Raw genomic sequence first — 25,299 nt, forward strand, 5'->3', positions numbered from 1 at the left:
GAATCTTTCTTTTGATTCCGAACAAGTCGGAAGGATTCCCGACAAGCGGGAATGACAGCGAAAACGGACATTATTATGCAGGTATTAATAATTAGAATTTAAATTTTATTTTATGGAATTAAGAATCTGTCGTGCTTGATAGTAGTCGGGGTTTATTTGTAAAGCCGTTTCTAATTCTTTGCGCGCTTTATCTAACTCCCCTTTGTCGATATAAACAATGCCGAGATTATAATGTGCCTCTACAAGGTCAGGCTTCAGTTCTATGGCTTTTTCAAAGTCTTTAATGGCGGACTCATATCTGCCGAGTATACCGAGCGTAATTCCTTTGTTATTCCATGCATTTGCAAAATCGGGCTTCAGTTTGATGGCTTTTTCGAAGTCTTTGAGGGATTCCTCGTATCTGCCGAGTTCACCAAGCGCAATTCCTTTGTTATTCCATATATCTGGATCGTGAGGCTTCAGTCTTGATGCGATTTGATATTGTTCTATGGCATTGTCAATGAAGCCTTTCTCGCAGTAAACAAGGCCGAGGTTATTATGCGCCTCTGCATCATCCGGTTTCAGTATCAATGCAATCAGATATTGCTCTATTGCCTTGTCAATTAAGCCTTTCTTATAATAAACATTGCCGAGATTATTGTGTGCTTCTACATAATCCGGCATTAGTCTTAATGCGATTTGATATTGTTCTATGGCATTGTCAATGAAGCCTTTCTCGCAGTAAACAAGGCCGAGGTTATAATGTGTCTTTGCATCATCCGGCTTCAGTCTTATGGCAATCCTTCAGTCTTATGGCAATCAGATATTGCTCTATTGCTTTGTCAATTAAGCCTTTGAATAAGTAAGCATAACCAAGGTTATTATGTGCTCTTGCACGGTGAGGAGATTTTTTAATTATATCTTCCCAAAGACTTATCTCGCTTTTCCACACAGTATTTCGTGCATAAGTGGCATATGAAAGCACAAGTGGTATTAAAGTTAAAAATGACAGTATAGCTGTCTGAGTCTTCTTATTCTTAAGCCTTTCTGTAACTAAAAATGCTCCAATGGCTATAGCTGTAAACACCCCAACAGAAGGCAAATAAACCCTGTATTCATTGATTACCATTGGTATCGGTATTATGCTTGATTCAACTGAAAGGGCTATAAAAAACCAGAAAATTCCAAAGGCAATAAGCCTTAATACTGGAGAGAACTTAGACCTTATAAGAAAATAAAAAGCAGAGCTAAAAAGAAAGATTAGAAAAAGAAAGGACAAAAATACCTGTGGATTTAAAAATGAATTGAATACAGGGTAGTCATAATCTATATTCTGATTTATAGGTAAAAACAAAAGCCTTATGTATGTGACAATTACCCTGAACTGGGTTAAAAGGTATGTTTTCTTTGCGGTATCCTCATAACCACCTACTATAGTAGTTATATCTCCTATGATTTCTCCAACAGGCTTATCGATGCCTATAAGAGAAATTGGGATAATAAGCATGGTCAGAAGAAGTGGGACAAGATAGAGGATTCTTTTCAACCGTGAACCTTTAAAAAAGAAAAACTCATAAAGCATTATAACTACTGGAAGTGTAAATGCATTTTCCTTAGTCTTCATTGCAAGAATGGCTGAGAGAAGGCTACCCAGATAGAGCAATAAAGCAGTAATTATCTTTTTGTCATTGTGAGCCGAAGGCGTGGCAATCCCTGAGATTGCTTCGGGGCTATTGCCCCTCGCAATGACATATGGGGTCTTCTCTTTTACACAGAGCCTCCATTTAATATAAAGAACAATCGATAATAAATAGAAAAATGCACAAAGAGAGGCAAACCTCTGAAATATGTATGTAACTGCCTCTGTCTGTATGGGATGTGAGACAAAAACAAGGGCGGAGAAAAGGGCAATGAGATTGCTTCTGCCGATGCTTCGGCATCGCAATGGCAAGGTGATTGCTTCGTCGCTTACGCTCCTCGCAATGACAGGAGAGGTGTCATTGCGAGCCTCACCCTGTCTGTCATTGCGAGCCGAAGGCGAAGCAATCCCTGTTGGTCTTGTCAGAAGATAAGGAGTCTTGAATGTTAATACAACAAGAAAATACACAAGCAAGGCATTAAGGATATGAATTGAAAGGTTTACAATATGGTAGCCTCTTACATCAAGCCCGTGAAGTTTATAATTTAAGGCAAATGTAAGGTAACCAATATATCTATTTTTGAGGGCACCATAGTATTCTCCCAATCCCATTGCTTCTGAAGGCTTGAGAAAATAACTGAGGTCCTTAATAATTGGGTTGTCTGTTATAAACTTCCCCTCATCCCATTGAAACGGTGAATCAAATGTATTTGAGTATGCAAGAAGACCAATGAGTGCTATGAGGGTAAGGTGGATGACAGGCTTGCTGACTAAAATAGAAATCCTACTCATGGATTAATTTAACATGTTTTGTATCACAGTTCCGGGAAATTTTGGATGTTGTCAGTCAATGGTCAGGGCTTGAAGCCCCCCAGTCATGTTTTGTCCTTCTTCTATGGGTAATGTATTTTTCTGCTGAAAGAGCAGAGACACAGCCATTCGATGCAGAAATAACCACCTGCCTTACCTCTGTGCATGTAACATCTCCTGCGGCAAAAACACCGGGGATTGATGTCTCCATGAGCCTATTTGTGGCAATGCATTCGTTTTCGTTAAGCTCGAGCATTCCGCCTAAGAAATCCACCACAGGCCTGTTTCCGTGCATATATATAAAGACCCCTGAGACCTCAAGTGTAGCCTCCTTATGAGTATGGTCGGTCATCTTTAACCTTTGGACGACATCTGTGCCTTCGATTGCCTTAACAGTGTGTCCTAAAATGACCTTGAGATTTGGGGATTTAAAGACAGGGTTGTCCTCACTTACCTTGAAGGCATTTAAGGCTGATATGAGATAGACGGTTTCGGCATGCCTCGTCAGAATCCCTGCCTCCTTAACTGCCTCCTCCGAGTCTCCGACCACAGAGACCTTCTTGCCCTTAAAAAACGGTGCATCGCAAATAGCGCAGTAGCTTACCCCTTTTCCTAAGAACCCTGCCTCGCCTTTGATAGAGGGCTTTCTTGCCATTGAGCCTGTTGCGAGGATTACTGTTTTTCCGCTATATGTTTTATCCATTGTAAAGACCTCTTTGAGATTTCCCATGAGGTTTACGCCTACCACCTGTGCCTCTATGTATTCTGCTCCGAAACCCACTGCCTGTTTTCTGAATATGTCAAGAAGCTCCTTGCCTGTCATTGGCTTACATATGCCGGGGTAGTTTTCTATCTTATGTGCAAAGGCTAATGCACCGGCAGAGGATGATTTATCGAGCACGATTGTTTTTAGCTTTGACCTTGCCGAATACTGTGCCGCAGAAAGCCCGGCAGGTCCTCCGCCTATGATTATTACATCATATAGCTCTTCTGGCATTACCCTTCCTTCTACTGCTTTTAATTATTATACAAAATTAGAACTATTTAGGGAGTATTGTGGAAGAAAAGGACTCATACAGCGACTTTAAGGGGTTTGACAGTTATGTCTTCGGCAGGAATCTCTTCTCCGTGGGCTCTAAGGCTTTCAATATAAAGCTTAATGGCATCCTGAATATTCTCAATTGCCTCATCGTAAGTATCTTTATTCATTATTATACAATAAATCTGTTTTTAAAAGGCTTAAGTAGTGTGTGGGGAACTACACCCTTGAAAAAGCTCTGCTAAGAAGCTTGAGGGATTTCTTGATGGTCTTGAGGTCGGAAGGGGAAATCCTTGATAATATATCAGCCTTCTGAGGAAATAAGTCTCTTACTGCTACATTGAGAGCCTTAGCTATCCCTGCCAAGGAGTTTAAACTGGGGTTCACCTCACCCCTTTCTATCTCTCCGATGAATTTATAGCTTAAACCTGCCTTTTCACCTAATTCTTCTTGAGTCAGAGCCTTTATTTTCCTTAAAGTTCTTATCGTTTTACCCAATTCTTTCTGTATGTTATCCATAAATCCCTCTCTGGCATTATAGGTAGTTTATCCGTACCTATAAACCCACTATGTGTATATTTTTCTTGACAAATATCACTTATATGTGGTATTTATCCAAAACTTAAATAGAGGAGGGGTTATGGGTAGGATTTTAAGAAGAAGGTTGTTGGGTTTGGTTGCCATAGGGGGTTTCGGGTTGGTCTTAGTGGGCTGTATGCCTATGATGACAAGTGGAAGTGCAAAAAAAGAACTTATTCTGACTAAAGAAATACAGTTGGAAGAGGCCAGAGAAAAGGCAGAAAAGGCTTGTAGAGAAGTAAAATTAATCCCAAACTATGGGGGAATGCCAATATTAGGAGGGCTGATACAGGAGCGGAGGGATTATTTGGGGTGTGCAGGCTTGAAATCCTATGGTCTAAACATATCCTTAAAAAACGAAAATGACTTAGTAAAAAAAGTAGAAGTAATTGGAAACGTTCATGGTAGTTATTGGACTTTTTTCTTTATACCACTCCAAGACGAAGAGAAGGTAAGACAAGAGCTTAATGAAAAAATTAATGACACCATCAACAAATATTTCTCCACCCTAAAAAACATGGGTATTGAGTAAGGGACTATAACGGATAGACTTTAACTAACAGGTTCGGAAAAAGAGGGGGGCATCCGCCCCCTATTTTTTTATTTTATATCGTATGTCCATGCTTTATTATTGTGGGAGATTAATTATATGCTATAATAACAAATACGAAGGAGATAAACTGAAATGCCTGTAGCCCAAAGGATTAAAGCCAAACATCCATATATCATTTCACTTAAAACCCATTGTGGGGGAAGTCCTGTAATTGCTGGCACTAAGTTCCCAGTGCGGTCAATAGTGTTTTATATCTTGAGACAAGGCATGACACCAGAAGAACTTGTAAAAGAATTTTCACATCTTACCCTTCCACAGGTATATGACGCCCTTTCTTACTATTACGAAAACAGAGAAAAGATAGACGAAGAGTTATCCGTGAGTGAAAGTGATTTAAAGAAACAGGCAACATCCTGCTAATGTCTAAAATCTCACTGTATCTTGATGAAGATGTTAGGGTGTTATTAGCAGAAGTGCTCCGCAAGATTGGTAAAAGTTAAAACTCCTTTAAGATATTATAATAAGTATCTCTCTGAGCAGGCTTAAACCCTGCATTCTTTATTGCTTTAATTATATCCTCTTTTGAGGCAATATGTCTTACCCCGGTTGCAGAAACAACATTTTCCTCAATCATCGTTGAGCCTAAGTCATTTGCACCGAACCTCAGTGCTATCTCTGCAAGCTTTATCCCCTGAGTAACCCATGATGCCTGTATGTTTGGGATATTGTTTAGATAGATTCTTGAGATGGAAAGCACCCTCAGATATTCAACTCCTGTGGCAGGAGGAATCTTTTTTGCGTATTCAGTATTTCCCGGCTGAAAAGGCCATGGAATAAATGCAGTAAAGCCTCTTGTTTCGTCCTGAAGCCGTCTTATTGAGTTTAGGTGCATGATTATGTCTTCAGGTTTTTCAACTGAGCCAAACATCATCGTAGCAGTTGTCCTCATTCCAAGCCTGTGTGCATCCTCCATTACCTTGAGCCACTGTCCTGATTTAATCTTTCTTGGACTTATTATGCTTCTTATCCTGTCTGAAAGGACCTCGGCACCACCTCCGGGTATGGAGTCAAGCCCTGAGGACCTGAGTAATCTTAATGTTTCTCTTATAGTAAGATTCGATTTCTCTGCTATATAAGTAATCTCAGGCGGAGAGAAACCATGTATGTTTATATTAAACCTCTTCTTTATTGCCATGAGGAGATTCATATAATATTTTATGTCCAATTCAGGATTCAGTCCGCCCTGAAGGAGGATTTGTGTGCCCCCAAACTCGATTGTCTCTTTTATCTTTTTATAAAGCTCTCTCCTACTTATGACATATGCATCGGGGTCATCCCTGTCACGAAAGAATGCACAGAATCTACATTGGTTTACACAGATATTGGTGTAATTTATATTCCTGTCTATAATAAATGTAACAATGCCTCCTGGATGAAGGCTTTTGCGCACATCGTCAGCCATTCTTCCAAGCTCAAGAAGTGGTGCTGACTTAAATATCTTAAGGGCATCTTTTTTAGTCATATTTTTCTATCTCGTTATAGAACGAATCCCTTTCAATAGGAATCCTGCCTGCCTTTCTTATAAGATGCACAAGCTCCCTGACAGTCATTCCTATTTTACTTTGAGAGCCTGTTGCATAGGCAATCTTTTCGGCAATGACTGTTCCATCGAGGTCATCTGCTCCAAAAAGTAAGGCAAGCTGTGCAACCTTTTCACCTAACATTACCCAGTATGCCTTTATGTGTGGAAAGTTATCGAGCATAATCCTGCTTACTGCGATTGTCTTAAGGTCATCCGCAGGATTACTATTTGCAGTCAGCCATGTCCCCTTATTCGCGTGTGGTCGCACCCCTTGATATGGAAGAGGGATGAATGCCTGAAAACCAGCAGTCCTATCCTGAAGCTCTCTTAGCATTAAAAGATGGCTAACCCTGTGCCCATAGTTTTCTATATGACCATAAAGCATCGTGGCATTTGTTTTAATTCCAATCCTATGTGCAGTCTCCATCACATATTGCCACTTTCTACCTGAGAGCTTCTGAGGACAGAGCCTTTTTCTTATAGCAGGGCTAAATATCTCTGCACCTCCTCCTGGCATCGAATCGAGCCCGTGCCTTTTAAGCAGTATTAATACCTTTTTAAGAGGCAGTCTGCTTATCCTCTGCATATAGTCCACCTCGGTTGCAGTAAATGCCTTTATATGAAGGAGAGGGAAGTTCCTCCTTATTTCAGAGAGCATCTCAAGATAATGCCCGAATTTCCAGTCTGGATGAAGACCTCCGACTATATGAACCTCATGCAAGGGCTGGGACTTTAAGGCAGACCCGATGTTCTTTAGGATGTCTTTTATCGAAAGCTCAAATGCACCTTTTTGTCCTTTTGAACGGCTGAAGGCACAGAACCTACATCGATTGACACAGATGTTTGTGGGATTCACATGGAGGTTTCGCACAAAATATGCCTTATCTCCGTTTTTCTTTTTTGAGACATAAGAGGCAAGCTCTCCTAATGTAAAGATGTCATCTGAGCTAAAAAGCCCGATTCCGTCTTTTTTTGTAAGCCTTATACCTGAATAGACCTTTTCTTTTATTTCATCAAGCATCTTTAATTATAAAACAAAATGGGTTTCATTTTTCTGTGTGGTAGAGGGTTAGGGTTGTTAATTGACATCCAACATTATGATACCCTATACTGCTTTATGGGGATTTTTAAGAAAAAAGTGGAAGGTTCGGAGAAACTCTGGGAGACATATTTTAGTACCCTGAAAAAACAGGAATGGCAGAAGGCACTTCAGGCAATTCAGAGCCTTAAAGAGGCAGAGCCAAAAAATCCAAATGTCTTCCTAAAGATAGGAGACCTCCTTCAAAGAACAGGACAGAACAAAGAGGCGATTACTGCCTATCACAATGCCGCATGGCTTCTTTTTAACCAGGGCTTCCAGCAGAAGGCACTTGCTATCTATAAGATAATATTAAAGCTTGACCCTTATGACGAAGATGCATTGAATAAATCAAAAGAGCTTCTTTTAGAGCTTGAATCATCGAGATTATCCCCTACGGTTTTCACTCAAGAACAAGTAGAGATGCCTTCTGCTATTACCATAGAGCCTGTCTTAACCGAAGAGCAGGTCCCTGCAGGTTCCGAATTCCAAGAGCAGGCGATAACATCTCCTCTGGAAGAAAAGGTATCATGGGAGATAGAAACAGGCAGGTATGATGAGGAAAAACCTGCTGAGAAAAAAACCATGCCTGTGCCTTATTTATTCTCAAGTTTTTCAAAAGAGCAATTTCAAAGAATAATAGAGATGGCTGAAACCTCTGTATATGAGGACGGTCATACCGTAGTGGAAGAAGGAGACACAGGAGACTCTATATATATCATAAAGGACGGAAGTGCAAAGGTTGTAGCACATATCTTAGGAAAGACTATCGAGCTTGCTCAACTCAAGGAAGGCGATGTCTTCGGAGAGGTTGCCTTTCTTACAGGAAGACCAAGAACAGCTTCTGTGATAGCTCAGGGCAGGCTCGGGGTCATCGAGATTAATCGGCTTCTTCTTGAAGATGTAATAGAGAAAAACCCGAAAATCCTCGATACCCTTCAGGACTTCTATCACTCAAGGGTTCAGGAGACTATAAAAAAGGTCAAGGAGAAATAGAACCAAAGGTCAATATATAAAAGTCCTTGGGTCTTTATAGGGATGGCATCTACTACAGAGAGTCTTTGCCTGTCTTACTCCAACTGACCATGAGTGTGCCTTATGGCAGTAAAGGCATCCATCCCGAATCCTTCGGATTTCCATATGAATGCCGTGCTGGCCAACCTTTGCCTCGTTTCCATGACACTGACCCAGACAGTCTTTGCTTTGAAGCTTGACCTTTTCATGAGGCTTGTGGCATTGAAGGCACTGAAACATTGACATCGGGCCTGATACGGAAATCTTATGACAGCCAAGACACTTCCTCGAGGAAATAAGTTTCGGAGACTTCTCGCTAAAACTATGGCAGTTAAGACACAAAAGCCCTTCCATGCCTATGCCGTGCACAAGTTTACCTTTATGACAGGCTGAGCATGCCCTTTGGTCGGGATTAAAATCATGGACGCTAAAGGAATGACATTTCACACACTCTATGCCTTCTCTAAAGACATGCATTGCATGACCATACCCTGCCCTCACAGAGACCGTGCCCTGCTTAACAGCCCTTTTGTGGCAGTCCATGCACTTCTGCCAGGGCTTGACCTTTCCATGCACCTGCTTGCTCGGAACCGTTTGCCCTCTAAGTAGATACGCAATGAGGAGTCTGTTTTGCTCGAGAATGCTCATCCTATGACAGACCTGGCAAGTAATGTCTCTGTGAGTGCTTTTCTGCCAGCCTCTGAAGGACTCATCGAGCATATGGCAGGTGCCGCAGAACTCCGGGACATCCTGAGTGTATCTGTAATACCTCCAGCCTGAAATGCCACCCACAACTGCTATGAGAATAAACAGAATGCCAATCGTCTTTTTGTTTTCCCTGAAAAATTCCTCGCAGAACCTAATGATTCGACCAAACATCATGTCATATTAAGGAGCTTTGAACTTGCAACTGCAAGGAGCTTATTGTCAGAGAGCCTTCTGAGGGAGGCTTTTGCGCTAATGAGCTTTCTTCCTCCTGAATCTGCCCTGTCTACCTCTGCCTCAACAACTGCCTTTTCGCCAATCCCGAGGGATTCCTTAAACCTGACAGTAAGCTCTACAGTTACAGGTGAAGCACCTGCCTCAATGCCAGCCTTTACCATAGCCTCATCTAATATCGTGCAGATTATCCCTCCATGAACAACATCCTTATAGCCCTGATGCCTCTTTTCCAGAACAAATACCGAAGTAACGGAACTGCCATGAGATGTAAAAGACAGTTTAAGCCCTTCTGTGTTTTTACTGCCACAGGCAAAGCAATAGCCATTATCCAGAAGTCTGCTCATTGTTGTTCAGAAAGAGAAGAAAAGAATCTGTAAAGGAAAAATGCAAATATTGCACCCATCAGAGCGCCTACAATGCCAAGGAATATGAGGATAAAGACAAATATCAGGGCTACCGCTGCAGACTCCGAAGAGGCAGTCACGCCTATAAAGGTTCTGAGGTCTCTGGAGATAGCATCCTGCCATGTCCCTCCAAGGACATCTGCATAAAGGACATCTAAAAGAAGCGACACTGCGATGGACAGAGAAGCACCTCCGATTGCACCTGCTACAAGAGCCCTCTTTAGTCTTTTCCGCTCATTCACACTTATTTATTCATCAACTCGAGGAATTCCTTATTGCTCTTTGTGCCCATCAGTTTTCCGAGGAGAAACTCCATGCTTTCCACTGTGCTAAGCGGGGTTAGGACCTTCCTCAGTATCCACATCTTGTTAAGGGCATCCTTGTCAACTAAGAGCTCTTCCTTTCTCGTGCCCGAGGCATTAATGTCAATGCTCGGAAACACCCTCTTGTCCACGAGCTTTCTGTCTAAATGAAGCTCCATATTGCCTGTGCCTTTGAATTCCTCGAATATGACATCATCCATTCTTGAGCCTGTATCGACGAGTGCGGTGGCTATGATGGTGAGGCTTCCGCCTGTCTCTATGTTTCTTGCGGTTCCAAAGAATCTTTTTGGCCTCTGAAGGGCATTTGCATCCAAGCCTCCTGAAAGAACCTTTCCACTTGCAGGCATCACTGAATTATAAGCCCTTGCGAGCCTCGTTATGCTGTCAAGTAATATGACGACATCCCGCTGGCTCTCCACAAGCCTCTTTGCCCTTTCTATGACCATCTCCGATACCTGACAGTGCCTCTGGGGTGGCTCATCGAATGTCGAGCTTATTATCTCTGCCGTAGAGACCTGTCTTTTCCAGTCGGTAACCTCCTCGGGCCTTTCGTCTATGAGAAGTATTATGAGATGTATCTCCTTTTGGTTTTTCTTTATGCCCTTTGCTATGGACTGAAGGAGCATGGTCTTTCCAGTTCTTGGTGCGGCTACAATCATTCCCCTCTGGCCCTTTCCGATTGGCGTTATAAGCTCCATCACCCTCGTTGAGTAATCCGCAGGCTCGTATTCGAGCTTTATCTTTTCAGTCGGATAATAGGGAACGAGATTGTCAAAGAAGTGTCTGCTTACGCCCTCCTCTGGCGAACCATGGTTTACTGCCTCAACCTTAAGAAGCGCAAAATATCTTTCGTTTTCCTTTGGGGGCCTTATCTGTCCTGTGATAAGGTCACCAGTTCTTAGATTAAACCTTCTTATCTGAGAAGGCGAGATATATATGTCGTCTGGACCCGGAAGGTAGCTATAGTCAGGGGACCTGAGAAAGCCAAATCCATCTGGAAGAATCTCTAAGACACCCGAGCCAAAGACATTGCCTGCTTTTTCTACCTGTGCCTGAAGAATTGCAAAAATAAGGTCCTGCTTTTTTAGTCCCGAGGCGCCCTCGACATTAAGCTCTTTTGCAACCTTCGCAAGCTCATCTATGGTCTTTTCCTTTAGCTCGGAGATTGATATATTTGCCATGAATTAACTCCTTAGTCGGTTATTTGGTGGTTTTTTAAAATATAACCCGGAAGGCATTGCCTATCCAGTGGGGTTATGCTATTGAATCACTTCTTAATCTAAGATACTAAAAGAGCTCCTATTTGTCAATGGGGGGCTTTTCTACTGTCTTTTTCTTTTCCGCCTTTTTGGGAGGCTCATAGTCGATAAACTCTAAGACAGCCATTTGTGCCCTGTCATTAACCCTCGTTCTGGTTTTCACTATTCTCAGGTAACCTCCGTTTCTTCCTGAAAATCGCGGTGCTATTTCGGCAAAGAGCTTTGACATGACTGCCCTGTCAGGCACATAGCTCAAGGCAAGTCGCTTTGAATGAAGGTCTCCTTTTATGCCCATGGAAATCACTTTCTCTGCTATTTTTCTTATCTCTTTTGCCTTCGCTAAAGTTGTCTCTATTTTCTGGTGCTGGATGAGGGAGTGCAGAAGCCCCCTAAGAAGTGCCTTTCTCTGGTTTGCGGTTCTTCCAAAGAGTCTGCCAGCCACTTTATGGCGCATTTTTGCCCCCATGCCCTTTAATGGCATTGAGATCCACACGCATGCCAAATCTAAGACCCATATCCTCAAGTATTTCTTTTATCTCGTTAAGGGATTTTCTGCCAAAGTTTTTTGTCCTCAGCATATCGTACTCTGTTTTTTGCACAAGGTCCGCAATGGTCTTTATGCTTGCGTTTTTAAGGCAGTTCTGCGCCCTCACAGAAAGCTCAAGCTCCTCAACGGTTCTTAAAAGGTTTTCGTTAAACACAGGCTCATCCTGCACAGTATAATATTGTGCAGGCTCGACATCGATATTACCCGGTTCTTCCTCGAGGATAAAGTAATCTATATGCTTTGACATAACACTTGCGGCCTCTGAGACAGCCCTTTTAGGGGTTATCGAGCTATCGGTCCATATCTCCATGACAAGCCTGTCATAATCCGTTGCCCTTCCAACCCTTGCCTTTTCGACCCAGAAATTAACCCTCGTTACAGGGCTGAATATAGAGTCCACTGTAATGACACCCACTGGCAGTCCTGCCTCTTTATTAAGCTCTGCAGGCACATAGCCCTTGCCATTTACAATGTAAAGCTCTGCCTCAAAGGAACCTCCCTTGTCAACTGTGGCAATAAGATGCTGGGGGTTAAGCACCTCGACATCAGCATCGACCTGAAGGTCACTGCCTGTTACCTTTTTTGGGCCCTTCACGCTAATGAGTGCTGTTTTTTTCTTTCCGTTTCCGCTCATTCGGAACCTGAGCTTCTCTATATTAAGTATTATATCGATGGCGTCCTCTTTTACATTGCTTATACTGGAGAGCTCATGCAAAACCCCTTTTATCTTCACTCCTATAACCGCGGCTCCTTGTATCGAAGAAAGAAGAACCCTTCTTAATGAGTTTCCAATAGTGGTCCCGAAGCCCTTTTCCATAGGCTCTGCAATCAGTTTCCCGTATGTATCTGTCAGGGTCTCTTCTTCGAACCTTATTTTATCTGGAAGCTGAAAACCCTTTTTCTTTAAATCCATAAAGCCTCCTTCACGCTTTTAGCAGATCCCGATTTTATTTTGAATAAAGCTCCACTATGAGCTGTTCCTGAACAGGCAGTTGTATCTCGTCCCTTGATGGAATATGCCGAATCCTGCCTCTCATATTGTCGATTTCAAGCTCAAGCCATTCCGGAAGTCCTCTTTGCTGAGCCGAGGCAAGGTTATCCGCAAGCAACTGCATTTGCCTTGCCTTTTCCCTTACCTCTATGACATCGCCCTCCGAGACAAGATACGATGGTATATTCACTGCCTTTCCATTAACAGAGAAAAACCTGTGCCCTATAAGCTGTCTTGCCTGTCTTCTGTTGGATGCAAAGCCCAGCCTGTAAACGACATTATCGAGCCTTCTTTCGAGGAACTGTAAAAGGACCTCTCCAGTTGCTCCCTTCTGTTTTTCGGCATCCCTAAAATATCTCCTGAACTGTCTTTCGAGCATTCCGTAAGATGCCCTTACGAGTTGTTTAGTTCTAAGCTGAACCCCATAGTCAGAGAGTTTTCCTCTTCTTTGGCCATGCTGTCCAGGAGGATATTTCCTTCTCTCTATGGCACATTTATCGGTAAAGCATCTGTTGCCTTTGAGGAAAAGTTTTTCGCCTTCCCTCCTACAAATCCTACATAAAGCATCCGTGTATCTTGCCATGTTTTAGACTCTTCTTCTTTTGGATGGCTTACACCCATTATGAGGCACGGATGTAACATCCTTTATAAGGTTAACCTCTAACCCAGCGGCTTGAAGTGCCCTGATAGCGGATTCCCGTCCTGCCCCAGGACCTTTTACATATACATCTATCTGCTTCATGCCAAACTCCTGAGCCTTCTTAGCCACCGAGTCTGCTGTAAGCTGTGCGGCATAGAGCGTGCCTTTTCTTGAGCCCTTAAAGCCCAGCGCGCCTGCCGATGCCCACGCAACAACATTTCCATTAGGGTCGGTTATCGTAACAATAGTATTATTGAAGCTTGCCTGAATGTGTGCGGCACCTACGGATAAATGTTTTTTCTCTTTTTTACCTGACCTTTTCCTTTGAGCCATTTATTTGTCATGCCTCCTTTTTCTTAGCGATAACCGCTTTCCTTGGCCCTTTTCTTGTTCTGGCATTGGTCTTTGTCCTCTGCCCCCTCACTGGCAAGCCCAGGCGGTGCCTTACCCCCCTGTAACTGCCTGTATCTATAAGTCTCTTTATGCTCATCGAAACACTTCGTCTGAGGTCGCCCTCAACTGCGAAATCCCTCTCTATAATGCTCCTTATCTTAACTATATCTCCGTCCTTGAGGTCTTTGACCCTGATATTTGGGTTTATACCTGTTTCCGAAAGTATCTTCTGAGACAGAGATTTACCTATACCGTAAATCCTCGTAAGTCCAATCTCGACCCGTTCGTTCTTTGGAAGGTCAACGCCTGCTATTCTTGCCATATTTATCCCTGCCTCTGCTTATGACGAGGGTTTTCGCAAAGAACCCTTACAACACCTTTTCTCTTTACAACCTTACATTTAACGCAAACAGGTTTGACAGAAGAACGAACCTTCATTTTAATCACCTCTAAAAATTTATTTAAACCTGTATGTTATTCTTCCTTTAGTCAGGTCATAAGGGGAAAGCTCCACAGTGACCTTATCTCCAGGCAGTATCTTTATAAAATGCATCCTCATCTTTCCCGATATGTATGCCAATATCACCTGTCCGCCTTCAAGCTCGACCTTGAACATAGCATTGGGCAGTGTCTCTACAATCGTGCCCTGAACCTCTATGTTTTCTTCTTTTGGCATTTAACCAAATATTATAATTTTTTTAATTACTTTTAGTCAAGACCTTTGCCCCGTCCTTAGTTATAACGATTGTATGTTCGAAGTGTGCCGAAAGACTGCCGTCTTTTGTAACGGCGGTCCATCCGTCATCGAGGATATTGACCTCATAACTGCCTGCATTGACCATTGGCTCGAGGGCTAAGGTCATGCCTTCTTTCAGTTTTGGCCCCTTGCCGGGAGGCCCGAAATTTGGTATCTGGGGCTCCTCGTGAAGGAACTTGCCTATGCCGTGTCCTGTAAATGCTCTGACAACGGAAAACCCATTGGATTCGACATATTCCTGTATTGCATTGGATATATCGGATGTCCTTCTGCCTGCCTCAGCCTTTGAGATTCCTATGTAAAGGGCAGTCTCGGTCACAGAGAGAAGTCTTTTTGCAAGTTCGCTTACCTCTCCCACTGGAAGGGTAATTGCGGCATCTCCGAAAAAGCCCTTATAATTAACCCCTAAGTCTATGGAGACGACATCTCCTTTCTTTAGCTTTAACCCAGATGGTATGCCGTGAACTATCTGGTCGTTGACCGATGTGCAAACGTTTGACGGATACCCCCTGTAGCCTTTAAAAGCAGGTATTCCGCCCCTCTTTATGATTGCATCCTCTGCAACCCCTTCTATGTCTTTTGTCGTCACACCTTCGGAAACAAAGCCCTTTAGAGCCTGAAGCACCTCTGCTACAATCTGGCATGACTCCCTTATCATCTTTATCTCTTCCTCTGATTTTATCAATATCACACTTTATCCTTAAAAGTAATGCCTATCTTCTTCCCCTTACCCTTCCTTTTCTCAGGAAGCCCTCGTAAGAGCGAGTAACGAGGTGAGACTCTATCTGAGATATCGTATCTAATGCCACACCCACCACTATGAGAAGGGATGTGCCTCCAAAGTAAAATGGCACCCCGAATCTCCTTATCATTATCTCAGGCAGAATGCATACCACTGCAAGGTATATCGCACCTACGAATGTCAGTCTCGTAAGCACCTTGTATATATACTCCGATGTCTTCTGTCCGGGCCTGATGCCAGGGATGAACCCACCGTACTTTTTAAGGTTATCCGCTACATCCACAGGGTTAAACACAACTGCGGTATAAAAATAAGCAAAGAAAAATATCATGCCTACATAAAGTGCCGTATAAAACACCGTGCCTGGGGAGAGCTGTCTTGCAACTGCCTGAACCCATGGCACTGTTATGAAGCCTGCAATAGTTGCAGGGAACATTATTATGGAGGAGGCAAATATCGGAGGTATGACCCCTGAGGTGTTTATCTTAAGGGGCAGGTGCGTTGATTGACCTCCGTAGACCTTTCTGCCTACAACCCTCTTTGCATACTGAACTGGTACCTTTCTCTGACCTCTCTCTATATATATTATGATGCCGACAACCGCAACCATCATGGCAATGACAAAAAGCAAAAAGAAAAGCGAAAGCTCACCTGCCCTCACAAGCCTTACTGTGCTTATAAGTGCATTAGGGATGCTTGCCACTATGCCTGCAAAGATTATAAGGGAGATACCGTTTCCAATGCCCCTTTCGGTTATCTGCTCTCCAAGCCACATGATAAATGCAGTGCCTGATGTAAGGGTAATCATAGTCATGAGCCTGAAGCTCCATCCCGGGCTCTGTATGAATGCGCCCTCTGCCATTCCCTCAAGTCCAACCGATATTCCAAAGGACTGTATTGCACTGATTACAACTGTCCCGTATCTCGTATATTTAACAATCTTTTTTCTTCCTGCCTCGCCCTCTTTTGCAAGCTTGCCTATTGCAGGTATGACGACCGTAAGAAGCTGAAATATGATAGATGCACTTATGTAGGGCATTATACCAAGTGCAAAAATCGTGACCCTCGAAAGCGCACCACCTGAGAACATATCGAAAAAGCTCATGATTGCCCCACCCTTTTCAGAGAGGAACTTGCTTAGCTCCTCGCCGTTTATTCCCGGGGTGGGAATATGGGCGCCAATCCTGTACACTGCAAGAAGGGCTAATGTAAAAAGCACTCTGCTTTTAAGCTCTGCAATCTTAAAGATATTCTGAAAGCTTCCGATTACTCCCAAATCAAATCACCTCTACGGTGCCGCCTGCTGACTTTATCTTTTGGGTGGCAGTTTTGCTGAATGCATTTGCCCTTACATTGACTGCCCTTTTAATCTCTCCTTCTCCGAGTATCTTAATACCGTCTTTGACCGACTTTATAATTCCTTTCTCGATAAGCACCTGTGGCTCTATAGTGTCGAGATTGAGGTCTGCTATGTCCTTAATGTTCAGCGTTAGGAAGTCTTTTCTAAAGGGGTTTGTAAAACCTCTTTTTGGCAGTCTTCTTTGAAGGGGCATCTGTCCGCCCTCAAAGCCGACTCTTACGCCTCCTCCTGAGCGTGCCTTCTGTCCCTTATGTCCTCTGGTTGAAGTCTTGCCATGTCCTGAGCCCTGTCCCCTGCCTACCCTCTTTGGGTTGTGATTTTTTTTAGGGGCGGGTTTCAATTCTTCGATTCTCATCTATAACCTCTCACAAAGAATTTCAAATCCTGCATTTATTCCTGCTCTACTTCCTCTACTTTACCTTTGAGCCTGACTAAAGATTCAGGGTCCCTTAGCTTACCGAGGGCATCCAGTGTTGCCCTGACTGTGTTATTAGGGTTATGTCCGCCTAAGGACTTTGCCACTATATCCTGAATTCCGCCAACCTCAAGTATTGACCTAACCGCACCACCTGCAATAAGCCCAGTCCCTTTATGGGCAGGGTTCATTATGACAGAGCCTGAGCCAAACCTTCCGACTACCCTGTGGGGTATCGTTCCATCCTTAAGGGGAAATTTAAGTAGAGACTTTTTTGCCTGCTCTACTGCCTTTCTTATAGCCTCGGGAACTTCCGATGCCTTGCCCTTTCCCATGCCAACTATGCCACTGCCATCGCCAACTACAACGAGGGCGCTAAAGGAAAACCTCCTTCCGCCTTTTACAACCTTGGCAACCCTGTTTATGAATACAACCTTGTCCTTCAGGGTTAAGCCCTCCGGGTCAATCTTTCCCACCACACCTCCTTGAAAATTTCAAATTCGAATTTTAATCTAAAACTCCAATCCTGTTTCTCTTGCGGCATCAGCCAGTGCCTTAATCCTTCCGTGATAAAGATACCCGCCTCTGTCAAAGACCACTTTTTTTATGCCTACCGATTGTGCCTTCTTGCCTATAAGACTGCCCACCATGGATGCCATCTTCGTATTACCCTTGTGTCCTTTGTAGTCCTTCAGGTCTTTGTCGAGGCTTGAGGCAGATACGAGGGTCCTGCCAGTAGTATCGTCTATTATCTGGGCATACATGTGATTAAGAGACCTGTAAACAGAAAGCCTTGGCCTTTGAGTGTTGCCCGAAATACTTTTCCTTATCCTTTGATGTCTCTTTTTTCTTCCTAATTGTTGCATTTTATGCCACCGCCCCTTTTGTCTTTCCTGCCTTGCCTGCCTTGAGCTTAATCCTCTGTCCTTTATACCTTATCCCCTTTCCCTTATAAGCATCAGGGGGTCTTAATGCCATTATATTTGCGGCTATCTGACCAATCTTATACTTGTCAATTCCACTAAGGGTTATCTGCACTTGCTTTTGGTCAACAGATGCCTTAATGCCCTCTGGAACCTCGAATTCCACAGGATGCGAATATCCTAAGCTCAAAAGGAGCTTGTTGCCCTGAACCTGAGCCTTATACCCAACACCTGTAATCTCAAGCACCTTCTGATAGCCTTCTGTAACACCTGTCACCATGTTGGAAATAAGACTTCTTGTGAGGCCATGAAGTGCCCTGTCAACCTTTGAGTCATCAGAGCGCTCAACCTCGATGTGCCTGCCAGCAGTTTTTACCTTCATCCTGCCAGGGAAGACCCATTTTAGCTCTCCCTTAGGTCCTTTTACCTCTATGGTGTCTTGACTGATGGCTACATCAACACCACTTGGAATCTCTACAGGTTTTTTACCGATTCTTGACATTCATCCGACTCCTTACCAGACATGGCATATCACTTCACCGCCTACACTGGCTCTCCTACAGGACTTATTGCTCATAACTCCATTTGGCGTTGTCAGTATGGAGATTCCAACGCCTGCCATAACAGAAGGTATCTTGTCTTTTCCAACATAAACCCTTCTGCCAGGCTTGCTTATTCTTTTTAGCCCGGTTATGACGCTTTTGCCTTCAGTGTATTTCAGGTTAAGCCTTAAGACACCCTGTTTTTTGTCCTTCTGCACCTTATATGCCCTGATAAAGCCTTCTTCTTTTAGGATTTTTGCTATATCGAGCTTCATTTTTGAAGCAGGCATATCTACCTTGTCAGCCTTAATCATCAGGGCATTTCTAATCCTCAAAAGCATATCCGAAATAGGGTCAGTCAGCATTTCTCACCTCTAAAAATTGACATCTTACCAGCTTGATTTTACTACCCCGGGTATGTGTCCCGCGAGGGCTAATGCTCTGAAGCAAATCCTACAGAGCCCGAAATCCCTTAAATACGCTCTGGGCCTTCCACACACACGGCACCTGTTATATGCCCTTACCTTAAACTTAGGCGTCCTCTTTACCTTCTCTATCATGCAAGTCTTTGCCATATAACTCCTTTTTTACTTAAAAGGCATGCCCAGATTGCTGAGAAGCGACTTACTTTCAGCATCTCCTCTGGCAGTCGTGCATATTGTAACATCCATGCCATGAACTATCTCGACCTTGTCATAATCTATCTCAGGAAATATAAACTGCTCTTTTATGCCCAAAGAGTAGTTTCCCTTTCCATCAAAGGACTTTCCATTGACCCCTCTAAAGTCCCTTATCCTTGGCAGTGCCAGACTGATAAACCTATCGAGGAACTCATACATCCTTTTACCTCTCAGGGTCACCATTACTCCGATAGGCATGCCTCTTCTCAGCTTAAACCCAGCAATTGCCTTTTTTGCCTTTGTTATAACTGCCTTCTGTCCTGCTATCATTGTTAACTCCTTCTGTATGGAATCGAGGAGCTTTATGTTCTGAAGTGCCTCTCCAAGTCCAACATTGAGGACAATTTTTTTAAGCCTTGGCACCTGCATCTTGGAACTGTAGGAGAACTCCTTCAGAAGTGCAGGCACTGCCAGATTCGTGTATTTCTCTTTAAGCCTTGGCTCTGTCATTAATCAATCACCTCTTTGCACTTCTTGCACACCCTGAGCTTTTTTCCGTCATCCATAGTCAAACCGCCTACCCTCGAAGGCTTACCACATTTTGGGCACAGAAGCATCACATTGGACATATGAAGTGCTGCCTCTTTCTCTATTATCCCGCCCTGTGCATATTTTTTTGAGGGCTTCACATGCCTCTTAATCATATTTATCTTTTCAACGATAACCCTGCCCTTTTTAGACATAACGGCAAGCACCCTGCCTTTTTTGCCTTTTTCCTTGCCTGTTATCACCAGCACTGTATCTTGTTTTTTAATGCCCATCTCTTTAAAGAACCTCTGGTGCGAGAGATATTATTTTCATAAATTCCTTCCATCTAAGCTCTCTTGCCACAGGCCCAAATATCCTTGTGCCAACAGGCTCGCCCTCGGGATTTACGAGCACAACTGCGTTCTGGTCAAACCTGATATATGAGCCATCCGTTCTTCTTTGTGCATCCCTGACCCTTACGACCACTGCCTTTGCCTTTGAGCCCTTTTTGACATTGCTTTCAGGGACCGCCTCCTTAACGCTAACGACTATAATATCTCCAAGCCCTGCATACCTTCTTCGACTACCACCAATGACTTTTATGCATTGGACTTTTTTTGCACCCGAATTGTCTGCCACATCAAGTATAGTTCTTACCTGAATCATCTTTATGCCTTTTCCAATACCTCAAGCACACTCCACCTCTTGTCCTTACTGAGAGGTCTTGTCTCGACAACACTCACCTTGTCTCCAATATGGCAGGCATTTTCAGGGTCATGTGCCTTTAGCCTGAGAACCTTTTTCATAGTCTTTTTATATACCGGATGCTGAAAAAGTCGGGTGACCTCCACCACACAGGTCTTGTTCATTCTGTCGCTTACAACCCTGCCTGTATAAACCTTTTTAGGCATCTTTACCTTTCTCCTTCACAGCTATTTTCTTGCCTGCTATCAGGGTGAGAACCCTCGCTATGTCCTTTTTGACTGTTTTAATCCTAAGGGGATTTTCTATCTCGCCTGTTGCTTGCTGAAACCTCAGATTAAAAAGCTCCTTTCTGAGGGCTTGCTCTTTCTGAGCCAACTCTTCCTCTGTCAGGTCTTTTAGCTCTGTTATCTTCATTGTGCAATCTCCTGACGCTTGATGAACCTTGTGGCAACAGGCAGTTTATAACCTGCCAACCTTAATGCCTCACGTGCCACATCCTCTGACACGCCTGCTATTTCATAGAGCATCTTGCCGGATTTAACGACAGCCACCCAAGACTCAGGCGTTCCTTTTCCCTTACCCATCCTTGTCTCAGCAGGCTTCTTGGTTATAGGCTTATCAGGGAATACCCGTATCCAAAGCTTACAGCCCCTTTTGACATGCCTGGTTATGGCAATCCTTCCTGACTCTATCTGCCTGCTCGACAGCCAGCCCGGCTCCAAAGCCTTTAAGCCAAAGTCTCCAAATGAGACATCAGAGCCCTTGTATGCCTTGCCATTCATCCTGCCCTTCTGCATCTTTCTAAACTTGACCTTTTTAGGCATCAACATAATTTCTATGCCCCTTTAGCCCCTGCATCATGAAGAATATCTCCGTTATATATCCAGACCTTTACACCGATTTTCCCGTAGGTCGTCCTTGCCTCTGCAATGCCATAATCTATATCCGCTCTCAGGGTATGAAGAGGAACCCTTCCTTCCCTGTACCACTCTGACCTTGCTATTTCCGCACCTGCAAGCCTTCCTGCACATGCCACCTTAATGCCTAATGCACCAAACCTGAGTGCTGATGCCACTGCCTTTTTCATTGCCCTTCTGAATGCCACCCGCTTTTCTATCTGAAGGGCTATATTTTCGGCAACAAGCTGTGCATTCACCTCTGGCTTTCGAATCTCCTTTATATCGAGTGCAACCTCTTTTCCTGTAAACCCCACGATTGCCGTTCTCAATTTTTCTGCCTCTGCGCCCTTTTTCCCTATTACTATGCCGGGCCTTGCAGTGTATATAGCGACCCTCATTTTCTTGGCAGTTCTTTCTATGTCTATACTTGAAACCCCTGCATGAAACAGCCTTTCTTTTATAAGTCTTCTTACATTAATATCCTCTATAAGATTACCTGAATAGTCTTTTTTAGAGAACCATCTGGAGTCCCATGTCTTTATTATGCCGAGCCTGATTCCTATTGGATGTGTTTTCTGTCCCAAAAAAAGCCTCCTAATCTCCTTCAAGATAAAGTGTTATATGAGATGTCCTTTTCCTTATTATATTGGTTCTACCCATTGCCCTCGGAAACATTCTTTTCATAGAGGGACCTTCGTCCACAAACGCCTTTGACACTATGAGCTTTTCGGCATCCGCCGCCTTTTTCTGCTCTGCATTGGACATGGCGGATTTAAGGAGCTTCTCTACGGGTTTTGCGGCTCTGTAAGGCATAAACCTGAGAGATATGAGGGCATCTCCTGCGCTTTTTCCCTTTATGAGGTCAATCACCCTTCTTACCTTTCTCGGTGTTACCCTTGCATACTTATGGACCGCCCGTGCCTCCACTTACTCCTCCTTTTTGCCTGCACCTGCATGGACCCTAAATGTCCTTGTAGGAGAGAACTCTCCTAACTTATGACCAACCATGTTCTCAGTAACATACACAGGAATGAATTTTCTTCCGTTATGAACTGCAAATGTATAGCCAATAAACTCAGGGATAACAGTGGAGCGCCTCGACCATGTCTTGATTATCTTTTTCTCTCCTGATTCTGCCATGACCGTGACCTTTTTCATAAGCTTCTCATCTACAAACGGGCCTTTTTTAAGTGACCTTGCCATTATTTTCGCCTCTTAACTATGAATTTATCTGTTCTCTTACTGTGTCTTGTCTTTACGCCCTCTACCTTTCCCCATGGAGAGCAGGGAGGTCTTCCGCCAGAGCTTTTGCCCTCTCCGCCTCCAAGCGGATGGTCTATGGGGTTCATTGCAACTCCCCTTACATGGGGTTTGATGCCAAGCCACCTTTTCCTTCCTGCTTTTCCATAAGTTATGTTTTCATGTGCAACATTACTTACCTGACCTATGACTGCCATACACCCGGAGGGAATCAGCCTGACCTCGCCTGAGGAGAGTCTGACCTGAGTGTAGTTTTCCTCTTTTGCTACAACCTGTGCCTGAGCACCTGCGCTTCTTACTATCTTTGCACCTTGGCCGGGCCTTAGCTCTATGTTATGTATAAATGTGCCAAGCGGTATCTCGATTATGGGCATGGCGTTTCCTGTCTTTATATCAATTCCGCTTCCTGAAAGCAAAGCATCTCCTTTTTTAATGCCCTGTGGGGCTATTATATATCTCCTTTCGCCATCTTTATACTTAAGGAGCGATATCATAGCAGACCTGTTTGGGTCATACTCTATTGTCTCGACAACTGCAGAAACTCCCTTTTTGTCTCTCGTAAAATCAATCAGCCTATAAAGCCTCTTATTTCCTCCGCCCCTGTGCCATACAGTCACCCGACCAGAGGAATTTCTACCTCCGGTTCTCTTTAATGGCTTAAGAAGCTGTTTATAGGGCTTGTCCTCTGTTAGCTCCTTATAATCCAGTACAGACTGGAATCTTCTTGCCGGGGATGTCGGTTTATAAGTCTTTATTGCCATTATACACCTTCTATAAAGTCAAGCTTTTCGCCCTTTTTGAGCGTAATTATTGCCTTTTTCCTGTCGGGCTTTTTGCCCTTTGACTTTCCGAGGCTCTTCCACTTGCCCTCTACATGAACCATATTGACCTTTTCCACCTTAACCTTAAATATTTCCTCTATGGCTTTTTTTATGTCAACCTTGTTTACATCCTTATACACCTCAACGAACACCTTGTTCTGGGTCTCCTTGAGGGATGCGCCCTTTTCAGTGAAAAGAGGCTTTTTTATCACAGAATAAATATCCCTCATGCCCTTGCCTCAAGCCTCTTCAGAGCCTCTTCTGTAATCAGCAGTCTTTCGTTTGAAACAACATCATACACATTAATATCATTTACTGTTTTAACATCCACATTAGGTATATTTCTCGATGCTAATCTAATATTAATATTATTTTCGGGAAGAACTATAAGAATGCTTTTGTTAGCCAAATCAAGGTTTTTTATTATATCTACCATGTCCTTTGTCTTAGGGCTTCCTTCAACCTTAAGGTCATTCAAGGCAAGCACCTCGCCATCAGAGAGTTTTCTTGAGAGGGCATAAAAAAGTGCGGATAATCTTGCCTGTTTTGGAATACTGTATGAGTAATCCCGTGGCTGAGGTCCAAAGGTAGTACCTCCTCCTTTCCAAAGTGGAGAGCGGGTACTTCCAGACCTTGCCCTTCCAGTATGTTTTTGCTTCCATGGCTTTTTTCCGCCACCCCTGACAAGCCCCCGTGTTTTTGTTGCATGGGTGCCCTGCCTCTGGTTTGCAAGGTAATTGGCAACTGCCTCATGTAGCAGGCTCTCTTTTCCCTTCAAGCCAAAGACCTTTTCAGAAAGGCTAAGCCTTCCTGTTACTGTATTTGCCTTATCCCTTATATCTATCTCAGGCATTTTTTTAGTCTTCCTTCGTTATCTCTAAAACAGAGTTCTTCGAGCCAGGCACAGAGCCCTTAAGAAGTAATAAGTTTTCCCTTACATCGACGACTGTAAGGCTTTCGGTAGTAACACGCTCAGAGCCCATATGCCCGGGCATTCCCTTGCCTTTCCAGACCCTCGATGGGAATGAGCTTGCCCCTATCGAGCCAGGTGCCCTGTTAAACATCGAGCCATGAGAGCCGGGGCCTCCTTTATAACCATGCCTTTTCATTACTCCCTGAAAACCCTTTCCTTTTGAGATTCCTGACACAGACACAATGTCTCCCTTTGAAAAAAACCTCTCCACTGTTATCATATCGCCTACCTTAAGCCCTGTCATTGGAAACTCTCTTAATACCTTGTAAGGCTTTGTGCCTGCTTTTTTAAAAACACCTAACATTGGTTTATTGACTGTCTTTTCCTTTATGACTTCAAAGAAACCAATCTTTACTGCCTCATACCCATCCCTTTCATTGGTCTTTATGCCAACCACACACCCAGGGCTTGCCTCTATAACAGTAACAGGTATTATTCTTCCTGCATCTCCGAATACCTGTGTCATACCTAATTTTTTGCCGACTATCCCTGTCACAGCTTTATCTCCACATCAACGCCTGCCGAAAGCTCAAGCTTCATCAGGGCATCCACTGTCTGAGGCGTTGGATCCAGTATATCTATAAGTCTTTTATGGGTTCTTATCTCAAACTGCTCGCGGGACTTTTTATCCACATGAGGAGACCTGAGAACCGTGTATTTACTTATCTTTGTCGGAAGCGGAACTGGTCCGCCAATCCGCGCACCTGTCCTCTGAGCAGTATCCACTATCTCCTTTACGGACTGGTCAAGCACCCTATGGTCATAAGCCCTTAGCTTTATTCTTATCTTCTGGTTCATTATCCTTTATTCTATAACCTCTGTAACGACTCCTGCGCCAACTGTTCTTCCGCCTTCCCTTATTGCAAACCTGAGCTCTTTCTCCATTGCTATGACAGAGATAAGCTCTATCACAACATTTATGTTATCCCCAGGCATAACCATCTCTACCCCATCCGGAAGCTTTACTATCCCTGTGACATCC

Annotated in this window: 44 protein-coding genes; 3 read left to right on the top strand and 41 right to left on the bottom strand. The window is 43.7% G+C overall.

Translation table 11 applies throughout. The features are described from left to right. Positions 1 to 105: 105 nt before the first annotated feature. From HY805_08000 to HY805_08020, 5 genes are all read right to left on the bottom strand, one after another. Entirely contained in the window at positions 106 to 780 is a 675-nt protein-coding gene (locus tag HY805_08000; GenBank protein ID MBI4824152.1) for a tetratricopeptide repeat protein, read from the bottom strand. Then, positions 755 to 2,410 carry a tetratricopeptide repeat protein gene (locus HY805_08005; protein MBI4824153.1) on the bottom strand — a complete coding sequence of 552 codons (1,656 nt, stop codon included), beginning with the start codon at positions 2,408 to 2,410 and terminating at the stop codon, positions 755 to 757. The genes HY805_08000 and HY805_08005 overlap by 26 nt, the downstream gene beginning before the upstream one ends. Positions 2,411 to 2,465: 55 nt before the next feature. Further along, a complete protein-coding gene (locus HY805_08010; protein ID MBI4824154.1) occupies positions 2,466 to 3,425 on the bottom strand; it encodes an FAD-dependent oxidoreductase in 960 nt (319 codons plus the stop codon). Between the two features lie 74 nt (positions 3,426 to 3,499). Beyond that, entirely contained in the window at positions 3,500 to 3,637 is a 138-nt protein-coding gene (locus HY805_08015) for a hypothetical protein (protein ID MBI4824155.1), read from the bottom strand. A gap of 49 nt (positions 3,638 to 3,686) precedes the next feature. Continuing rightward, entirely contained in the window at positions 3,687 to 3,986 is a 300-nt protein-coding gene (locus tag HY805_08020) for a helix-turn-helix transcriptional regulator (protein MBI4824156.1), read from the bottom strand. A gap of 121 nt (positions 3,987 to 4,107) precedes the next feature. On the opposite strand from HY805_08020, the gene HY805_08025 reads away from it, so the two are divergent. Both HY805_08025 and HY805_08030 read left to right on the top strand, forming a co-directional pair. Next, the gene (locus HY805_08025) at positions 4,108 to 4,578 is read left to right on the top strand and encodes a hypothetical protein (protein MBI4824157.1); all 471 of its coding nucleotides are present in this window, start codon (positions 4,108 to 4,110) and stop codon (positions 4,576 to 4,578) included. A 153-nt stretch (positions 4,579 to 4,731) separates the two neighbouring features. Further along, positions 4,732 to 5,019, top strand: coding sequence for a DUF433 domain-containing protein (locus tag HY805_08030; GenBank protein MBI4824158.1), 288 nt, complete (start codon positions 4,732 to 4,734; stop codon positions 5,017 to 5,019). A gap of 76 nt (positions 5,020 to 5,095) precedes the next feature. On the opposite strand, the gene mqnC is transcribed toward HY805_08030, so the two are convergent. Continuing rightward, a complete protein-coding gene (gene mqnC, locus HY805_08035) occupies positions 5,096 to 6,121 on the bottom strand; it encodes a dehypoxanthine futalosine cyclase (protein MBI4824159.1) in 1,026 nt (341 codons plus the stop codon). Then, on the bottom strand, positions 6,114 to 7,202 hold the full coding sequence (mqnE, locus tag HY805_08040; GenBank protein MBI4824160.1) for an aminofutalosine synthase MqnE: 1,089 nt from the start codon (positions 7,200 to 7,202) through the stop codon (positions 6,114 to 6,116). Before mqnE ends, mqnC begins: the two co-directional genes overlap by 8 nt. A gap of 96 nt (positions 7,203 to 7,298) precedes the next feature. Between mqnE and HY805_08045 the strand changes: the two genes are divergently transcribed. Further along, positions 7,299 to 8,255 (top strand): cyclic nucleotide-binding domain-containing protein, encoded by a 957-nt coding sequence (locus tag HY805_08045; protein ID MBI4824161.1) that lies wholly within the window; start codon positions 7,299 to 7,301, stop codon positions 8,253 to 8,255. A 9-nt stretch (positions 8,256 to 8,264) separates the two neighbouring features. Here HY805_08045 and HY805_08050 read toward each other — a convergent pair whose 3' ends face one another. From HY805_08050 to tuf, 34 genes are all read right to left on the bottom strand, one after another. Further along, a complete protein-coding gene (locus HY805_08050) occupies positions 8,265 to 9,155 on the bottom strand; it encodes a hypothetical protein (protein MBI4824162.1) in 891 nt (296 codons plus the stop codon). Continuing rightward, entirely contained in the window at positions 9,152 to 9,559 is a 408-nt protein-coding gene (locus HY805_08055; protein ID MBI4824163.1) for a PaaI family thioesterase, read from the bottom strand. Before HY805_08055 ends, HY805_08050 begins: the two co-directional genes overlap by 4 nt. Continuing rightward, positions 9,556 to 9,861: a hypothetical protein gene (locus HY805_08060; GenBank protein ID MBI4824164.1), complete on the bottom strand. Its 306-nt coding sequence runs from the start codon at positions 9,859 to 9,861 to the stop codon at positions 9,556 to 9,558. Before HY805_08060 ends, HY805_08055 begins: the two co-directional genes overlap by 4 nt. 2 nt (positions 9,862 to 9,863) lie before the next feature. Beyond that, positions 9,864 to 11,114 (bottom strand): transcription termination factor Rho, encoded by a 1,251-nt coding sequence (gene rho / locus HY805_08065; protein MBI4824165.1) that lies wholly within the window; start codon positions 11,112 to 11,114, stop codon positions 9,864 to 9,866. Positions 11,115 to 11,241: 127 nt separating this feature from the next. Next, positions 11,242 to 11,655 (bottom strand): 50S ribosomal protein L17, encoded by a 414-nt coding sequence (rplQ, locus tag HY805_08070; GenBank protein ID MBI4824166.1) that lies wholly within the window; start codon positions 11,653 to 11,655, stop codon positions 11,242 to 11,244. Then, the gene (locus tag HY805_08075; GenBank protein ID MBI4824167.1) at positions 11,645 to 12,661 is read right to left on the bottom strand and encodes a DNA-directed RNA polymerase subunit alpha; all 1,017 of its coding nucleotides are present in this window, start codon (positions 12,659 to 12,661) and stop codon (positions 11,645 to 11,647) included. The genes rplQ and HY805_08075 overlap by 11 nt, the downstream gene beginning before the upstream one ends. A 34-nt stretch (positions 12,662 to 12,695) precedes the next feature. Beyond that, positions 12,696 to 13,322 carry a 30S ribosomal protein S4 gene (gene rpsD / locus HY805_08080; GenBank protein ID MBI4824168.1) on the bottom strand — a complete coding sequence of 209 codons (627 nt, stop codon included), beginning with the start codon at positions 13,320 to 13,322 and terminating at the stop codon, positions 12,696 to 12,698. A 3-nt stretch (positions 13,323 to 13,325) separates the two neighbouring features. Next, positions 13,326 to 13,712 (bottom strand): 30S ribosomal protein S11, encoded by a 387-nt coding sequence (gene rpsK, locus HY805_08085; GenBank protein ID MBI4824169.1) that lies wholly within the window; start codon positions 13,710 to 13,712, stop codon positions 13,326 to 13,328. Between the two features lie 7 nt (positions 13,713 to 13,719). Further along, positions 13,720 to 14,094 carry a 30S ribosomal protein S13 gene (rpsM, locus tag HY805_08090; protein MBI4824170.1) on the bottom strand — a complete coding sequence of 125 codons (375 nt, stop codon included), beginning with the start codon at positions 14,092 to 14,094 and terminating at the stop codon, positions 13,720 to 13,722. 2 nt (positions 14,095 to 14,096) lie between these two features. Continuing rightward, a complete protein-coding gene (rpmJ, locus tag HY805_08095; GenBank protein ID MBI4824171.1) occupies positions 14,097 to 14,210 on the bottom strand; it encodes a 50S ribosomal protein L36 in 114 nt (37 codons plus the stop codon). A 19-nt stretch (positions 14,211 to 14,229) separates the two neighbouring features. Continuing rightward, positions 14,230 to 14,448 (bottom strand): translation initiation factor IF-1, encoded by a 219-nt coding sequence (gene infA, locus HY805_08100; protein MBI4824172.1) that lies wholly within the window; start codon positions 14,446 to 14,448, stop codon positions 14,230 to 14,232. Between the two features lie 22 nt (positions 14,449 to 14,470). Continuing rightward, entirely contained in the window at positions 14,471 to 15,220 is a 750-nt protein-coding gene (map, locus tag HY805_08105; protein MBI4824173.1) for a type I methionyl aminopeptidase, read from the bottom strand. A 22-nt stretch (positions 15,221 to 15,242) separates the two neighbouring features. Next, positions 15,243 to 16,547: a preprotein translocase subunit SecY gene (gene secY / locus HY805_08110; GenBank protein ID MBI4824174.1), complete on the bottom strand. Its 1,305-nt coding sequence runs from the start codon at positions 16,545 to 16,547 to the stop codon at positions 15,243 to 15,245. A gap of 1 nt (position 16,548) precedes the next feature. Then, a complete protein-coding gene (gene rplO, locus HY805_08115; GenBank protein ID MBI4824175.1) occupies positions 16,549 to 16,986 on the bottom strand; it encodes a 50S ribosomal protein L15 in 438 nt (145 codons plus the stop codon). Positions 16,987 to 17,021: 35 nt separating this feature from the next. After that, positions 17,022 to 17,525, bottom strand: a complete 504-nt coding sequence (rpsE, locus tag HY805_08120; GenBank protein MBI4824176.1) for a 30S ribosomal protein S5 — start codon at positions 17,523 to 17,525, stop codon at positions 17,022 to 17,024. A gap of 33 nt (positions 17,526 to 17,558) precedes the next feature. Next, positions 17,559 to 17,912, bottom strand: coding sequence for a 50S ribosomal protein L18 (locus tag HY805_08125; protein ID MBI4824177.1), 354 nt, complete (start codon positions 17,910 to 17,912; stop codon positions 17,559 to 17,561). A 1-nt stretch (position 17,913) separates the two neighbouring features. Beyond that, the gene (rplF, locus tag HY805_08130; protein MBI4824178.1) at positions 17,914 to 18,471 is read right to left on the bottom strand and encodes a 50S ribosomal protein L6; all 558 of its coding nucleotides are present in this window, start codon (positions 18,469 to 18,471) and stop codon (positions 17,914 to 17,916) included. 12 nt (positions 18,472 to 18,483) lie between these two features. Then, positions 18,484 to 18,876 (bottom strand): 30S ribosomal protein S8, encoded by a 393-nt coding sequence (gene rpsH / locus HY805_08135; protein MBI4824179.1) that lies wholly within the window; start codon positions 18,874 to 18,876, stop codon positions 18,484 to 18,486. 24 nt (positions 18,877 to 18,900) lie between these two features. Continuing rightward, positions 18,901 to 19,086 (bottom strand): type Z 30S ribosomal protein S14, encoded by a 186-nt coding sequence (locus HY805_08140; protein MBI4824180.1) that lies wholly within the window; start codon positions 19,084 to 19,086, stop codon positions 18,901 to 18,903. Positions 19,087 to 19,098: 12 nt separating this feature from the next. Beyond that, complete coding sequence (rplE, locus tag HY805_08145; protein ID MBI4824181.1) at positions 19,099 to 19,641, bottom strand: 50S ribosomal protein L5; 543 nt, start codon at positions 19,639 to 19,641, stop codon at positions 19,099 to 19,101. Continuing rightward, positions 19,641 to 19,952, bottom strand: a complete 312-nt coding sequence (locus tag HY805_08150; GenBank protein ID MBI4824182.1) for a 50S ribosomal protein L24 — start codon at positions 19,950 to 19,952, stop codon at positions 19,641 to 19,643. Before HY805_08150 ends, rplE begins: the two co-directional genes overlap by 1 nt. A 4-nt stretch (positions 19,953 to 19,956) precedes the next feature. Continuing rightward, positions 19,957 to 20,325, bottom strand: a complete 369-nt coding sequence (gene rplN, locus HY805_08155) for a 50S ribosomal protein L14 (protein MBI4824183.1) — start codon at positions 20,323 to 20,325, stop codon at positions 19,957 to 19,959. A 2-nt stretch (positions 20,326 to 20,327) separates the two neighbouring features. After that, positions 20,328 to 20,570 carry a 30S ribosomal protein S17 gene (rpsQ, locus tag HY805_08160; GenBank protein MBI4824184.1) on the bottom strand — a complete coding sequence of 81 codons (243 nt, stop codon included), beginning with the start codon at positions 20,568 to 20,570 and terminating at the stop codon, positions 20,328 to 20,330. Then, complete coding sequence (rpmC, locus tag HY805_08165; protein ID MBI4824185.1) at positions 20,563 to 20,778, bottom strand: 50S ribosomal protein L29; 216 nt, start codon at positions 20,776 to 20,778, stop codon at positions 20,563 to 20,565. Before rpmC ends, rpsQ begins: the two co-directional genes overlap by 8 nt. Next, the gene (rplP, locus tag HY805_08170) at positions 20,775 to 21,194 is read right to left on the bottom strand and encodes a 50S ribosomal protein L16 (GenBank protein MBI4824186.1); all 420 of its coding nucleotides are present in this window, start codon (positions 21,192 to 21,194) and stop codon (positions 20,775 to 20,777) included. Before rplP ends, rpmC begins: the two co-directional genes overlap by 4 nt. Before the next feature lie 5 nt (positions 21,195 to 21,199). Beyond that, complete coding sequence (gene rpsC / locus HY805_08175) at positions 21,200 to 21,847, bottom strand: 30S ribosomal protein S3 (GenBank protein ID MBI4824187.1); 648 nt, start codon at positions 21,845 to 21,847, stop codon at positions 21,200 to 21,202. A gap of 10 nt (positions 21,848 to 21,857) precedes the next feature. Next, positions 21,858 to 22,190 (bottom strand): 50S ribosomal protein L22, encoded by a 333-nt coding sequence (gene rplV, locus HY805_08180; protein ID MBI4824188.1) that lies wholly within the window; start codon positions 22,188 to 22,190, stop codon positions 21,858 to 21,860. After that, positions 22,191 to 22,466, bottom strand: a complete 276-nt coding sequence (gene rpsS, locus HY805_08185; protein MBI4824189.1) for a 30S ribosomal protein S19 — start codon at positions 22,464 to 22,466, stop codon at positions 22,191 to 22,193. It lies immediately after the preceding gene. Further along, complete coding sequence (rplB, locus tag HY805_08190; GenBank protein MBI4824190.1) at positions 22,466 to 23,284, bottom strand: 50S ribosomal protein L2; 819 nt, start codon at positions 23,282 to 23,284, stop codon at positions 22,466 to 22,468. The genes rpsS and rplB overlap by 1 nt, the downstream gene beginning before the upstream one ends. Further along, positions 23,284 to 23,574: a 50S ribosomal protein L23 gene (gene rplW / locus HY805_08195; protein ID MBI4824191.1), complete on the bottom strand. Its 291-nt coding sequence runs from the start codon at positions 23,572 to 23,574 to the stop codon at positions 23,284 to 23,286. The genes rplB and rplW overlap by 1 nt, the downstream gene beginning before the upstream one ends. Continuing rightward, positions 23,571 to 24,197, bottom strand: coding sequence for a 50S ribosomal protein L4 (gene rplD, locus HY805_08200; protein ID MBI4824192.1), 627 nt, complete (start codon positions 24,195 to 24,197; stop codon positions 23,571 to 23,573). Before rplD ends, rplW begins: the two co-directional genes overlap by 4 nt. 4 nt (positions 24,198 to 24,201) lie before the next feature. Next, positions 24,202 to 24,813 (bottom strand): 50S ribosomal protein L3, encoded by a 612-nt coding sequence (gene rplC / locus HY805_08205; GenBank protein MBI4824193.1) that lies wholly within the window; start codon positions 24,811 to 24,813, stop codon positions 24,202 to 24,204. Further along, complete coding sequence (gene rpsJ, locus HY805_08210) at positions 24,810 to 25,118, bottom strand: 30S ribosomal protein S10 (protein ID MBI4824194.1); 309 nt, start codon at positions 25,116 to 25,118, stop codon at positions 24,810 to 24,812. The genes rplC and rpsJ overlap by 4 nt, the downstream gene beginning before the upstream one ends. A 3-nt stretch (positions 25,119 to 25,121) precedes the next feature. After that, a partial coding sequence (gene tuf / locus HY805_08215) for an elongation factor Tu (protein MBI4824195.1) occupies positions 25,122 to 25,299 on the bottom strand: 178 nt, incomplete at its 5' end.

The sequence above is a fragment of the Nitrospirota bacterium genome (genome assembly GCA_016207905.1).
GTDB lineage: Bacteria > Nitrospirota > Thermodesulfovibrionia > Thermodesulfovibrionales > JdFR-86 > JACQZC01.